The following is a 13682-nucleotide window of genomic DNA, read 5'->3' as shown; positions in this document are numbered from 1 at the left end:
AATCATTCTAATCTGTCAACGCTTTATACCTAGTTATTTATAATTATTATAAATAAGGAAAAGAGAGAGAAAAAAGAAGGTATAACCTTTATTAGGCTAATACCTTCTTTCCAAATGGATAAACATTTATTTAGCTTTTTCAAGTGTAAGTGGTACTTTAATTTCTTTGTCGACTTTCTTACCATCCATCAGTTTGATGATAGAGTCTACAGAAGCTTTACCCATTTTATCTGGTTGTTGTGCGACTGTAGCATCAAGTTTACCACTTTTAATTGATTTCATTGCATCTTCATTACCATCAAATCCAACGACAATGATATCTTTATCTCCAATAGCTTCTATTGCACCAAGCGCCATTTCATCATTATGTGAGAAAATTGCTTCTACATCTGGATGTGCTTGTAAAATATTTTGAGTTACATTCAATCCTTCTGCACGATCAAATTTAGCACTTTGCTTAGCAATAACATCAAGTGATTTGTCTGCTACATCATGGAAACCTTTACCTCTTTCTCTTGTTGCACTAGCTCCTGGTACACCTTCTAATTCAGCTACTTTAGCCTTTTTACCAAGTTCATCTAGAATAAATTGACCACCCATTTTACCACCTTCTACATTATCAGAAGCGATAAATGTAGCGACATCTCCTTTATCAACAGATCTGTCTAAAGTAATTACTGGAATACCTTCATTGTTAGCTGATTGCACTGAACTTGAAATGGCACTTGAATCAGTTGGATTTACAACTAAATAGTCAACTTGTTGCTGAACTAAATCTTCTATATCATTAGTTTGCTTAGCAGAATCATCTCTAGCATCTACTACTTTAACTTTCATACCTTGTTTCTTCGCTTCCTTTTCAATACCATCTTTAATAGAAACAAAGAATGGATTATTCAATGTTGAAACACTTACCCCAATTGTAACTTCTGATTTCTTTTTATTTGTCTTTCCTTGATTATCTTTTTTCAATGGTGATTCAAGTGAACATGCTGATAAAAATAACATGGTAGTCATTAACAGGATTAAAATTTTCTTCATTTGTTTCTCCTCACTTTAATTGATTATTTTTTTCTATCGATTAAGACTGCTATTAAAATAACAATACCTTTTACAACTTGTTGATAGAACGATGATACGCCTAGTAAATTTAATCCATTATTAAGTACACCAATAATAAGCACACCAATTAGTGTTCCTACGATACGACCTTTACCTCCAGTTAAAGAAGTTCCGCCTAATACCACTGCAGCAATAGCATCTAATTCGTATGATGTACCTGCAGTTGGTTGAGCTGAATTTAAACGTGAAGTTAAAATTGCACCAGCTAATGCTGACATTAAACCTGAAATACCATAGATTAAAATTTTCACTCTATTTACTTTAATTCCAGAAATTTTTGAAGCTACTTCATTTCCCCCGATAGCATATGTATGTCTACCGAATGTTGTCTTTTGTAAAATAATTGCTAATACAATAAATACAATGATCATTGTGACTGCTGGTACGGGAATTCCGAAAAAGTAACCTTTACCAAACAGTTGGAACATATAACTGTCGCCTAAATTTGTTATTGGATTACCATCTGTTACAACGAGCGTTAAGCCTCTAAATATAGTCATAGTAGCAAGTGTTGCAATAAATGGTGCCATGCTACCGAATGTTACTAAGATTCCATTAAATACACCTAATAAGAATCCACCTAGTACACCAACTATGAGTGCAACTATTGGATCTAAACCGCTCGTAATTAAAATGGCTGTGAAAGCACTTGATAAAGCAAGTATAGAACCGACAGATAAGTCAATACCACCAGTTAGAATAACAAATGTCATACCAAATGCTATTAACCCGTTAATAGAAACTTGTCGTAATAAGTTCAATAGGTTAGATAAATCTAAAAATGCTGAGTTCATAATACTAATTACTACTATTAATAAGATAAGTCCTATAAATGGAATGATTTTTTCGACAAAAGATGTCTTAGCTGTGATTTGTTGCATGTAATTCCCCTCCTGTAGCTAACGTCATAATATTTTCTTCTGTAATATATTCGTGTTCAACTTCACCTTTGATGCTACCCTCTTGAACAACAATCACGCGATCACTCATACCGATTACTTCAGGAAGTTCTGAAGATATCATAATAATTGAAACACCACGTTCAGTTAATTCATTCATCAGTTGATAAATTTCTCTTTTCGCACCAACATCAATACCTCTAGTCGGTTCATCTAAAATCAATATTTGAGCTCCTGTGCCAATCCATTTCGCTAACACGACTTTTTGTTGATTACCACCTGACAGTGATGAAACAAGTGCTTTGCGATCAGTCTTAATATTTAGTCTTTTACTAATTTGGTCTGCAAATACATGTGTTGATTGCTCTTTAATAAATCCTTTATTTGAAAAACTTTTCAGTGACGGTAATACCATATTATGTTCAATTGAGAAATCTAGAATTAATCCTTCGTCTTTTCTATTTTCTGTAATTAAACCTAAACCGTGTTTCATTGCATCTTCCGGTGTTTTTATGGAAACGGATTTGCCTTTAATTTCAATATCTTTATGGCCTTTATCTATTCCGAATAGACTTCTCATAATTTCTGTTCTTCCAGCACCCATTAAACCACTAAACCCAAGTATTTCACCTTGTTTCAATGAAAATGATATATCTTTAATACCTTGTACATCATTACTGAGTGACTTCACTTCCATAACAGTTTCACCTGGTGTCACAGTTCTTTTTGGAAATTGTTCAGTTAAATCTCTGCCCACCATTGACTTAACAATTTCATCATAATTTGTATCTTTAGTCTCTTTATACAATACGGTTTTACCATCTCTCATCACTGTTATTTCATCTGAAATCTCAAATATTTCTGCCATTCTATGAGAAATATATACAAATGAAACACCTTGCTTTTGTAATGTCTTAATGAGTTTAAATAATTGTGTGATTTCTTTATCCGTCAAGGCGGCTGTTGGTTCATCCATGATAATTATTTTTGCATTTGTCATTAAAGCTTTAGCAATTTCAATCATTTGTTGTTCACCAATAGAACATTTGCCAGCAACTTTCTTTAATGAAATGTTGAAATTCAATTTTTCAAATACTTTTAAAGCTTCTTTTTTCATCTTTTTCTCATTTAAAATGCCAAACTTATTTTTCATTTCCTTACCGATAAATAAGTTTTCAAGTACAGTTAATTCTGGCCAAATATTTAACTCTTGGTGAATAAATGTAATGCCTGCATCTTCTGACATTTGCGCATCTTTATATTCTACGTTCTTATTTTGAAATTTAATTTCACCTTTATCTTTTGCATGAATACCTACAAGAATTTTCATCAATGTAGATTTTCCAGCACCATTTTCTCCCATAAGTGCATGGACAGAAGCTTCTTTAAGATTAAAGTCTACACCAGTTAATACTTTATTTTGGCCAAACGCTTTATGTATTCCAGCCATTTCTAACATAGAACCCCTCCTTTAAAATAAAACATCACTTTCTAAAATGACATTTGCAAATGGTGTTGCTTCTCCTGTTCGAATAATAGCAACTGTATTTCGTGTCATTTCTTTAAACTTCTCATGTGATATATATTCTTTTTCTACATCACTTTGATTAACTTTTTTAAAAAGCTCTGGATTATCAGATTTAATTTCTTCTGCAAAAATCATTTTTTGTACTGCCATATGTTCTAATACCAGTTCGTAAACGCTTTCAAAACTTGGTACACCAAAAGACAGTGCTAAATCTATTTTACGTACGCCTTTTGGTATAGGTAATCCACAATCTGCTATTACAATTCGATCAGTATGTCCAAGATCACTTAATACTTTTGATATTTCGCTGTTTAATATCCCTGTTTTATACATTCCATTCTCCTTTAATATCTTCTAACGTTGGCATTCCACCTTGAGCACCCATTCCCGTAACTGAATAACTTGCTGCTAAATTAGCAAATGCTAAAGCTTTTTCTAAGTTGTATGCTTTCTGTAATGCAACAGCAAACGCACCGTTAAATGTATCACCAGCACCTGTTGTATCTTTTACATCACGTTTAAATCCATCTACTTGAACTTTTTCTTTACCATTATGATAAACTGCACCTTTATCACCTAAAGTTACAATCAATTTCATAGGATAAGCTGAAAGTGCATCATCTAAATCACCTTTGAACATTTCATCACTTTCTGTTTCATTTGGAGTTAAATAATCAACTTTTTCGATAATTGATTTATTGATTTCTCTATAAGGGGCTGGATTTAATATTGAAACTAAACCATTTTCTGAACAAAACTCTACGACATATTCAACCGTTTCACTCGGTATCTCTTGTTGTAGCAATACAATATCTCCTTCAGATAAAGCTTCTAAATGTTTCTTCACAAAATCAGGCGTTACTTCATTATTTGCTGAAGGAACAACTATAATACTATTGTCTTGCTCTGATAAAGTGATATGTGCAGTACCAGACGGAATATGTGTAACGGGTTCCACACCATCCACAATAACATGATTATTTTTTAAATTTTCATATATTTCTTTACCAAAATCATCTTCACCAATTCTACCTACCATTTGTACTTTTTCACCTAATCTTGCTGCTGCAACGGCTTGATTAGCGCCTTTTCCTCCTGGTGTTGTAAAGAAATCGTCTCCTAAGATTGTTTCACCTTTACCTGGTCTTTTAGAAGCTGAAACGACTAAATCTATAGACATACTACCAATTACTGTTATCTTCTTCATATTAATCTCTCCTTGTTGATTGTCTTTCTACTAAAGTTACATCTAATACTTGATGATGTTCTCTTTTTTTACCTTCTAATTGCTTTATCAATTGCTGACATGCCTTTTTACCAATTAAATATGCAGGTTGATGTATCGTAGTTAAACTTGGCGAATACGTAATTGATAAAGGTATATCGTCATAACCTACAACTTGTATATCATTTGGTACATTGTAATTATAGTTATACAGTATGCTCATTACTTTAAATGCACCAACATCATTACTACAAATTATACTATCTATACTATATTCTTTAATCATATTAATTAATTCATCCTCAGATAGTTCTAGCTCATTTGCAGATATGTAATTTACTTTAGCATGATCCAATACTGATTTAGCTCCATTAAATCTTTCTCTAAATGATTTATAATTTAAATTTTGTTCTAAAATGAGAACTGATTTAGCTTTTCCTTTAATTATCACTTCAGCCTGAAGCTGTCCGCCTTTAAGATGGTTCGTTTCTACAAATTCGTGATCTTCATATACACGATCCAATAATACAAATGGCATATTATAAGATTTAAAAGAATCAAATGTTTCCTTGCTTGAAAGTTGTGATGCTATAATGCCACTACAATTATGCACATTAAAAGTGTTTAAGTACGCAAGCTCTTTCTCATCATTACTATCACCATTGCCTAAAATAATGTGATAGCCCTTAGCCATTGCTTCGTCTTCAACACCTCTTGCAACTACTGTAAAAAATGGATTACTAATATCAGGAAGTAATAAACCAATCATTTTAGACTTGCGCTTGTATAATGTCCTTGCTGTTTCATTTGGACTATAATTTAAATCTTGAATTGCTTTATCAATTTTATCTTGAGTTTCTTTTTTAACATAACCACTTTTGTTTAATGCTCTAGATACAGTTGCAACCGATACTCCTGCATATTGAGCAACTTGTTTAATTGTTGCCATACTTCAACTTCCTTTTGTGTAACCGTTTACACAAAAGGATACCACGCTCTAATTATTTATGCAATATCAATCTAAAAAATATTTTCTTTCTTCAATTGTTGGCAACTTACATTCATTTTTAAATTGTAAACTATGTCGAATTTTAGCAAATAAGTCATACCCTGCATTTCTAATAAATCTCGGAACAAATTTTAACGACCATCCAAGTAATTGATAATTTTTAATATTTTTTAATAAATGTATAACTGCATCTGATTTAATATATACAACTTTACCATCAACAACTACAATAGAATCTATATTTTTCAAATCTGGTCTTACATTAGCTAAATTCTTTCCATATTCTCCTTCTAATTGAGCAAACTGAAATCTAGAAGAAATCCTATGACCAATTAACCACATAACCGCTCTGTTACAATATCCACAATCACCATCATAATAAACAATAGCCATTTCATTCACTCCTATATCTATTTCTTTAAAAGTAACACTTCATTATTACAAATAAAACCGAGACGAATTGTATCGTCTCGGTTTCTATTTATGCAGCTTTACTAAATTCTTTATATTCTTCTTCGTTAATAGAAATAACCTTAAATCCTATGTATCCAAATATTATCGATATAACTGGAACTGTATAATTGAACACTGCATACAAACCATATTCTAATACATTTACATTCAATGTTTGTGCGATAAATACACCACATGTATTCCATAAGAAGAATACCGAAGTAACAGTACCACCATCTTCTAATGCTCTAGATAAGTTTTTAGGATGTAATCTTCTATCTAAGAATGTTTTGATATACATTCTTGATGGAACTACAATCGATATGTATTGTTCTGAACATGAAGCATTTGTTCCTATACACGAAACAATAACTGATGCAATAAGACCGCCAGTTCCTTTGGCTACTTTCAATATTTGCGTGATAATCGATTTCAACATACCTGAATATTCAAGAATGCCTCCGAATGTCATTGCAACAATCGTCATCGAAATGGTATAGAACATGGATTCTAATCCACCTCTATTAAATAATTCTTTTACTAAATCATTTTTAGAATCGAGTACATACCCTGTCTGTAGTGTTTGAACACTATCATGAAGACTTCCACCTTGTATAAAGATTTGTGATAAGAAACCTAATATAATACCTACTACAAGTGCAGGAATTGCGGGTACTTTTAATGCAACTAAAATTATAACGATAACTGGCACTATTAATAGCCAAGGTGAAATCGTGAAGTTGTCTAACATTTCAGAGTTAATACCATCAATTTTTCCTTGATCCATATTAGAAACTGAAAATTGTTGTCCTAAAATAAAAAATACAATTAATGAAATGATTACTGCAGGTACGGTTGTATAAAACATATGTTTTATATGCTCAAATAAATCTGTACCCGTTAAACCAGCTGCTAAGTTTGTAGTATCTGATAGAGGACTCATTTTATCGCCAAAGTAAGACCCTGAAATAATTGCACCAGCTATCATGCCAGCAGGTATATCCATACTCAAACCTATACCCATTCCAGCTACACCTACTGTTGCCATTGTTGACCAACTACTACCTATTGCTAATGAAACAATTGCACATATAACAGTTATCGTTACTAAAAATAAAGAAGGTGTTATTAATTTTAAGCCATAATAAATCATTGTGGCTACTATACCCCCGCCTATCCATGCTCCGATAATTAATCCTACTAAAATTATAATGACAATAGCAGGTAAAGCTAATCTTATGCCTTTATACATCATTTCTTCTATTTCTTTCCAACTATAGCCATGATAAAAAGCTACGATTGCTGCTATTGCAGTACCTATCATAAGTGGAATATGTGGTGCTTGTTCTAATACAACTACTGTAAACAACATACTAATAATCATAAATAAAAAAGGAACAACTGCCCAAATGAAACTTATATTATTCTTAGATAAAGACTCATTTTTCATCGAGAAACCTCCTTGATAATTAAAGCGCTTACATTCACAATTGTATTATTTTATTTCTATTTATTCAACACTATATTTACATGGACCTACAATAAATTTATAGGTCCATGTAAGTACATCATTATTAATCTTCTTTAAGCATTAACAATACTTCTTTCATTATTATATTAAACTCTTCTTTATATTCATCATTAAAACGTATTATAACGGCTCTTTCATCAGATTTTAATCGATTTTTTAATATATATTTTTTCTCAAATAGTCTCTTTATAGCACGAGCCGATTTATTTTGTTTTATATAACCTTTTTCGATTGCATCTTTAAGATGTACCTCTTCCACTTCATTCAACTTCATTAAGAAGAAAAATTCGTGTTTCTTTAGACCATACTTCTGTTCAATAACTAAAAAGATATTATCAATTTTATTTTGGTAGTCAAAGAATTCGGAACATGCTGTGATTGCCTCTGAATAAGATTGAGTCTTCATAGTCTGGACCTCCTAATTAATAGTTAATTAAATTATCTTAAAATAATTTTAACACAAAATTAAATAACATCAATATGGAATTTAATAAAATATTTGACATTTTATGTATTTTTTAGTGGTCAATTTGCCAACCGTTATGAGTTACTCACAAATTCTATATATGAACGTTTATTTTTAAAATAAAAAAAGATTATAACACTTTTGGTTATAATCTTTTTACTGTATTAAATTAAATGAATCATACTATTTACCTTTTTTATCTTTCAAATAAAATTCCTTACCTGTAAAGAATTCTTTAGTTAACTCTTTAACTTTAGGAGCTAATATGACAACTGCAATTATATTTGGAATTAGTATACATGCTAAAGCAATATCTAATAAGTTCCATAATTGTGTACCCGCACCAAATGCCCCAAGTGCAATTGATAATACATAAATGATTTTCATTATGAATCCAGCTGTTAGTCCAAATAAGTATTCTGCCATTCTAGATCCATAATATATAACAACTATTATTGTTGAGAAGACGAAGAATACCATTGAAATAGAAACTATCCAACTTCCAAAAGTACCAAAAGCATTATTAAACGCTCTTGCAGTTAACGCAGCAGATTGTTCTTTCGCATCATTATCTTTCCATACGTCTGTAACAAGTACAACAAATGCAGTTGTACTACAAATAATTAAAGTATCTACAACGATCTCACTTACACTCCAGAACGCTTGTCTTACAGGATGGTCTGTTTTTGCAGCTGCATGTGCAATTGGTGAAGTACCTAAACCTGCTTCATTAGAGTAAATACCTCTAGCAAAGCCCCAACGAACAGTAGTTGCAAGTGCTGCACCAAAACTACCACCTAAAGCAGCATCAGGATTAAATGCTTTTTCAACTACTAAAGCGATAACGCTCGGTACATGTTGAATATTAATGATAATGATAATGAAGCCCATAATACAATATAAGCCAACCATTAAAGGTACTATCATTTCTGTAAATGTTGCAATACGCTTAATACCTCCGAATACAACCATTGCTGCTACTACAGCTAAAAATATACCAGTAATACCCATATCAATATTGAATGTATCTTCAACCGCACTTGCTGCTGAATTCCCTTGTACCATAATACTTGGAATAAGTTCGATCATTAAAGCAAATGCGAATACGAAAGAGAATATGAGTCCAACTTTTTTATTTTTGAAACCTTTTTTCATGTAATGAGTTGGTCCACCAACATATTCTCCCTTATCATTCTTTTCACGATAATGAATACCTAATACGTTTTCACTATATTTTAAAGCCATACCTAAAAATGCAATAACCATCATCCAAAATACAGCACCAGGACCACCCATCATAATAGCAGTAGGAACACCGACAATATTCGCTGCACCAACCGTAGAAGACAATGCAGATGTTAAAGCTTGTCTTGGTGTGATTGTTCCCTCACCCTTTGGCTCTTTGTTAATACTTCCAAACGTTTGTTTCATCATATATCCGAAATGTCTAAATTGAATAAAGCCTAAATATAACGTTAAAAATAAACTAGATAATAATAAAAGTGTTACGATTGGATAACCCCATAACCAATCAGAAAATGCTACGATTTTCTCCATAAAATGACCCCTTCGCTATTTTATTGATAAAAATTTACGTAATCATATTCTTATCTTACAGAATATTCGGTAAATAATAAACCCAAATTGATAAATATTAAATAAATGGAGTGGTATAGTATCAGCAGATTTCAGCAAAAGTGCTGATAAGAGGTGCGTTATAAGCAGATTCTACCAAATTTGCTGATAAGAGATACAGTATCAGCAGATTTCAGCAAAAGTGCTAATAAGGAGTGCTTTATTTTTTGAATAAAAATGGATATTTCAACGATTTTGTAAGTGCGGACGCCTGAGGGAATAGTATGTGTGAGAGACTACAGGCTCGAACCATACCCTAGGCAAGCATGCACATACAAAATCGTATGATTGTATTAAAATAGATATTTCCAACGATTTTGTAGTGCGGACGCCTGAGGGAATAGTATGCGTGAGAGACTTCAGACTCGAGCCTTACCCTAGGCAAGCATGCATGTACAAAATCGCAAGATTATATAAAAAATAGATATTTCAACGATTTTGTAGTGCTGACGCCTGAGGGAATAGTATGTGTGAGAGACTACAGGCTCGAACCATACCCTAGGCAAGCATGCATGTACAAAATCGCAAGATTATATAAAAAATAGATATTTCAACGATTTTGTAGTGCTAACGCCTGAGGGAATAGTATGTGTGAGAGACTACAAGCTCGAACCATACTCCTAGGCAAGCATGCACATACAAAATCGTAAGGTTTTAAAAAATAAGCATATCACTGTAAACTTTAAAAAATCAGTTTAGTGATATGCTTATTTATTTTAAGTTAGGATTTATATCCATAGCTCTTCATACTTATTAACCTACATGTAATACTCTACAATGTTTTAAAAATTGATGTGAATATTGTTCTTTAATATCTTCTATTGAACCGTAGCACAATCCAATCATTCGCCACTTTGGATTATGATGGTAGAATGAATCTTTTTCTAAACTCCATTTCACCATTTTTCCTTCGTGATTATATCTAGGTATTGTCATTTCATTACCATCTAATACATTTAAGAATAATTGGAATATTTCTGGATCTATTCTTTCAAACTGGTCAATAACGAGCCATTCTCTTTCAGAACTTGTAATATGACCTGTGATGAATCCTTCTCTGTAATACAATGCACCACTTTCGTTTGGCAAGTACCTTCCATATAACATTTCTTCTGTAAAATCTGGGTGTCCTACAGTATAAATACCTTTAGCAAGTTCACGCTCAACATAATGCTTAGCTTTTTTCAAACCATCTTCTTTATTATCACAAAGCATAAGAATAATAGGCTTATCTTTTTTATGTTCATTTTCTTGCTCACGTGGTACTGACATTTCGTACTGTTGATTTGAACTTTGTTCATACGTCCCATTGCTCATATCTATCATTGCATCATATTGTGCTTTAGTTAAATTCGCAATTGATTGTTTGGAATTTTCTTGTAAGAAGTATAATTTTTTTAAGGCTTGATGTTTATTTAAATCTCCAACACTTACAGGGTTAATATCTTTATGATACTTAACTGTAATACAAGTAGAATCTGTTCTACCTGGCTGTGGTGGTAATTTATGTATACTATCAGATACTTCACCTATTCCAATTATTGAGTGATTAGCATTTCTATTTAAGAATACAATCTGATCACCTATTTCTAGCTGAGTGTAATAGATGTAGCCATTTCTTTTAATTCCATTTACAGTATGCGTAAATATTGTATAAGTTTCGTTTTCTTCAAATTGGATTTCTTCAGATAATAGGAAATATCTAGGAATCTTAATAGCACCTTGTCCTAGACCAATAATTAGTTCGAACTCTTCTTTAGAAATACGATTAAACAATTGATCTGTAATTTGTTTAATTCTTAGTTCTAATTGTTCACTTCTCTTTAAATATTCAATAGATAACATCGTTAAAGATTGTTCAAATTTAAAGTGGATGCTAACCTTTTGATTGCCACCTGATTGAACATGAACAATTTCTCCAAATCCTAACAATCCTACTTGATTTTGAACTTGATAGTAAATTACTTTATCTCCAGGTTTTGCAGTTTTAAAAGCATGATATCCTTGATTAGGATTAAAGCTTGCTCCTGATTCAAATACTGCTATTTGACCTTCTAATGGTTCTGTATGATTCCATCTATTATATCCACAATTTAACCAAAAGTAGTTTCTTTCTTCAGACATATGTATACTCCTTAATATCAATAATTATCGATTGTCATAATCAAAATTGTTATGATGTCATGATTTTATTTTCTATGAAAAAACGCACTTTGTATTTACTTTTTTAACAACATATTAATATTAACATTGTATAAGACATTCACACTCATGTCTATGTTTACACAAATAAAAACTGAGACATCAAAGTGTCCCAGTTTTGAGTATTTAATGTATAAAATTATAGTTAGATACTTGTGAAGCAGGTATTGTTCTATAAGTTGTTATACCTGGTGATGATGCAAAGTTCATTTCTGAAACTTGAATGCTACCATTTGAATTTAAACGCTCAACAAATGATACATGACCGTAATATCCAGCAGATGATTGTAAGATTGATCCTACAGCAGGTGTACGGTTTACTCTATAACCATCTTTTGCTGCAGCACTTGCCCAGTTATTAGCATTCCACCAGTAAGTACTAATTGGTTTACCAATAGCTTTACGACGGTTAAAGACATGCCAAGTACATTGACCCCAGTCATACAAATTTTGATGGTTAAACGTTGGTGGAACATAACCACTGTTATTATTAGAAGTTGTGTTACCACCTGAGTTTGATGCTGTACCACTTACTTTTAATTTTTGTCCTGGATAAATAATGAAGTTTGATAATCCATTTAAAGACATAATCTTTTGGTATGAAGTGCCATATCTAGCTGCAATAGCAGATAATGAATCTCCTGATTTAACTGTATAAGTAGATGTGCTACCTGAAGTATTTGACGATCCACTATTATTCGAACCACTTCCAGAAGTTGCTGTTCCATTAACTTTAATTCTTTGTCCTGGATAAATAATAGTATTTTTCATTCCATTCAATGACATAATCTTTTGGTATGATGTACCATATTTGCCTGCAATAATTGATAATGAATCTCCCGATTTGACTGTATAATATGTCGTTGATGTAGTTGAAGTAGATCCCGTGTTAGAATTCGATGTACTTGATGACCCAGGTACTTGTAATACTTGATTTGGGAAAATAATATTTGAGCTTAATTTATTTAAACTTTTAATTTTCGAAATTGAAGTATTATGTTTGTCAGCAATAAGCCACAAAGAATCTCCACTTTTAACTTTATAAGTTGCTGCCTCAGCCTGCTGTGAAGATACTGCTACTGCTACAGAAGCACCAACAAATGCCGCTATTGTCTTTTTCTTCAAAATAACTTACCCCCGTCTTGTTTCATTTTTTATATTGTATTAATTCTTTCTAATTATACACTTTAATATCAGCAGTTTGTATTACAGTTATATTTCATTTCCATTAACCCTATAATAGTATATTACTTTTAAAGTTTAATAATTTAAAAATTAAATAAGATATAACACTTATAATAAATAGCTCAATTTAAACATATTCATACAAAAGCAGCTGACAAATTTACGTTTGCCAACTGCTTTTTTTCCTATTAATTTAAAGAATTAATGATAGTCCTGCTAAAGTTGGCATCAAATTTACTAGGATGCCTCCTAACTTTAGACCAGCTGAAATCTCTTTATCTTTAACTGTAGAGATAGCTAAAATTAAGCCTATTAAAGCAATAATAAATGGTATTACTGGAGTAGGATATTTTGGCATTCCAAAGAATAATCCAAGTCCTGCTATTACAGCACAAGCTAATGATAAATATAAAAATTTCTTCATTTT

At 31.7% G+C, this 13682-nt stretch carries 13 protein-coding genes; all 13 read right to left on the bottom strand.

Annotation, left to right across the window (positions count from 1 at the left end; translation table 11 throughout):
* Positions 1 to 126: 126 nt before the first annotated feature.
* Positions 127 to 1041 carry a D-ribose ABC transporter substrate-binding protein gene (locus tag LQ608_RS07405; protein WP_239751020.1) on the bottom strand — a complete coding sequence of 305 codons (915 nt, stop codon included), beginning with the start codon at positions 1039 to 1041 and terminating at the stop codon, positions 127 to 129.
* 23 nt (positions 1042 to 1064) lie between these two features.
* Entirely contained in the window at positions 1065 to 2003 is a 939-nt protein-coding gene (locus LQ608_RS07400; protein ID WP_239751019.1) for an ABC transporter permease, read from the bottom strand.
* A complete protein-coding gene (locus LQ608_RS07395; RefSeq protein ID WP_078356902.1) occupies positions 1984 to 3480 on the bottom strand; it encodes a sugar ABC transporter ATP-binding protein in 1497 nt (498 codons plus the stop codon). The genes LQ608_RS07400 and LQ608_RS07395 overlap by 20 nt, the downstream gene beginning before the upstream one ends.
* A gap of 12 nt (positions 3481 to 3492) precedes the next feature.
* Positions 3493 to 3882: a D-ribose pyranase gene (gene rbsD / locus LQ608_RS07390; protein WP_239751018.1), complete on the bottom strand. Its 390-nt coding sequence runs from the start codon at positions 3880 to 3882 to the stop codon at positions 3493 to 3495.
* Positions 3875 to 4756: a ribokinase gene (gene rbsK, locus LQ608_RS07385; protein ID WP_239751017.1), complete on the bottom strand. Its 882-nt coding sequence runs from the start codon at positions 4754 to 4756 to the stop codon at positions 3875 to 3877. The genes rbsD and rbsK overlap by 8 nt, the downstream gene beginning before the upstream one ends.
* Before the next feature lies 1 nt (position 4757).
* The gene (locus LQ608_RS07380; protein WP_239751016.1) at positions 4758 to 5723 is read right to left on the bottom strand and encodes a LacI family DNA-binding transcriptional regulator; all 966 of its coding nucleotides are present in this window, start codon (positions 5721 to 5723) and stop codon (positions 4758 to 4760) included.
* 66 nt (positions 5724 to 5789) lie between these two features.
* Complete coding sequence (locus LQ608_RS07375; protein WP_239751015.1) at positions 5790 to 6176, bottom strand: thiol-disulfide oxidoreductase DCC family protein; 387 nt, start codon at positions 6174 to 6176, stop codon at positions 5790 to 5792.
* Between the two features lie 88 nt (positions 6177 to 6264).
* Positions 6265 to 7686, bottom strand: a complete 1422-nt coding sequence (gene nhaC, locus LQ608_RS07370) for a Na+/H+ antiporter NhaC (RefSeq protein ID WP_239751014.1) — start codon at positions 7684 to 7686, stop codon at positions 6265 to 6267.
* A gap of 124 nt (positions 7687 to 7810) precedes the next feature.
* Positions 7811 to 8173, bottom strand: a complete 363-nt coding sequence (locus tag LQ608_RS07365; protein ID WP_078356908.1) for a transcriptional regulator, SarA/Rot family — start codon at positions 8171 to 8173, stop codon at positions 7811 to 7813.
* Between the two features lie 243 nt (positions 8174 to 8416).
* Entirely contained in the window at positions 8417 to 9790 is a 1374-nt protein-coding gene (locus tag LQ608_RS07360; RefSeq protein ID WP_239751013.1) for an alanine/glycine:cation symporter family protein, read from the bottom strand.
* Positions 9791 to 10621: 831 nt separating this feature from the next.
* Positions 10622 to 11992, bottom strand: coding sequence for an EVE domain-containing protein (locus LQ608_RS07355; protein ID WP_078356910.1), 1371 nt, complete (start codon positions 11990 to 11992; stop codon positions 10622 to 10624).
* Between the two features lie 204 nt (positions 11993 to 12196).
* Positions 12197 to 13195, bottom strand: coding sequence for a LysM peptidoglycan-binding domain-containing protein (locus LQ608_RS07350; protein WP_239751012.1), 999 nt, complete (start codon positions 13193 to 13195; stop codon positions 12197 to 12199).
* 253 nt (positions 13196 to 13448) lie between these two features.
* Positions 13449 to 13679 carry a hypothetical protein gene (locus LQ608_RS07345; protein WP_115337211.1) on the bottom strand — a complete coding sequence of 77 codons (231 nt, stop codon included), beginning with the start codon at positions 13677 to 13679 and terminating at the stop codon, positions 13449 to 13451.
* Positions 13680 to 13682 lie beyond the last annotated feature (3 nt).

This window comes from Mammaliicoccus sp. H-M34, assembly GCF_022386495.1.
GTDB lineage: Bacteria > Bacillota > Bacilli > Staphylococcales > Staphylococcaceae > Mammaliicoccus > Mammaliicoccus fleurettii.
Note: the sequence above shows the minus strand (reverse complement) of the source record. Positions and strands in the feature narration are given on the sequence as shown.

Coding starts and splice junctions, on each gene's coding strand:
- LQ608_RS07365 (WP_078356908.1), bottom strand. CDS start 8,173: ATGAAGACTCAATCTTATTCAGAGGCAATCACAGCATGTTCCGAATTC.
- LQ608_RS07395 (WP_078356902.1), bottom strand. CDS start 3,480: ATGTTAGAAATGGCTGGAATACATAAAGCGTTTGGCCAAAATAAAGTA.
- LQ608_RS07375 (WP_239751015.1), bottom strand. CDS start 6,176: ATGGCTATTGTTTATTATGATGGTGATTGTGGATATTGTAACAGAGCG.
- LQ608_RS07400 (WP_239751019.1), bottom strand. CDS start 2,003: ATGCAACAAATCACAGCTAAGACATCTTTTGTCGAAAAAATCATTCCA.
- LQ608_RS07345 (WP_115337211.1), bottom strand. CDS start 13,679: ATGAAGAAATTTTTATATTTATCATTAGCTTGTGCTGTAATAGCAGGA.
- LQ608_RS07355 (WP_078356910.1), bottom strand. CDS start 11,992: ATGTCTGAAGAAAGAAACTACTTTTGGTTAAATTGTGGATATAATAGA.
- rbsK (WP_239751017.1), bottom strand. CDS start 4,756: ATGAAGAAGATAACAGTAATTGGTAGTATGTCTATAGATTTAGTCGTT.
- LQ608_RS07405 (WP_239751020.1), bottom strand. CDS start 1,041: ATGAAGAAAATTTTAATCCTGTTAATGACTACCATGTTATTTTTATCA.
- LQ608_RS07380 (WP_239751016.1), bottom strand. CDS start 5,723: ATGGCAACAATTAAACAAGTTGCTCAATATGCAGGAGTATCGGTTGCA.
- rbsD (WP_239751018.1), bottom strand. CDS start 3,882: ATGTATAAAACAGGGATATTAAACAGCGAAATATCAAAAGTATTAAGT.
- LQ608_RS07360 (WP_239751013.1), bottom strand. CDS start 9,790: ATGGAGAAAATCGTAGCATTTTCTGATTGGTTATGGGGTTATCCAATC.
- nhaC (WP_239751014.1), bottom strand. CDS start 7,686: ATGAAAAATGAGTCTTTATCTAAGAATAATATAAGTTTCATTTGGGCA.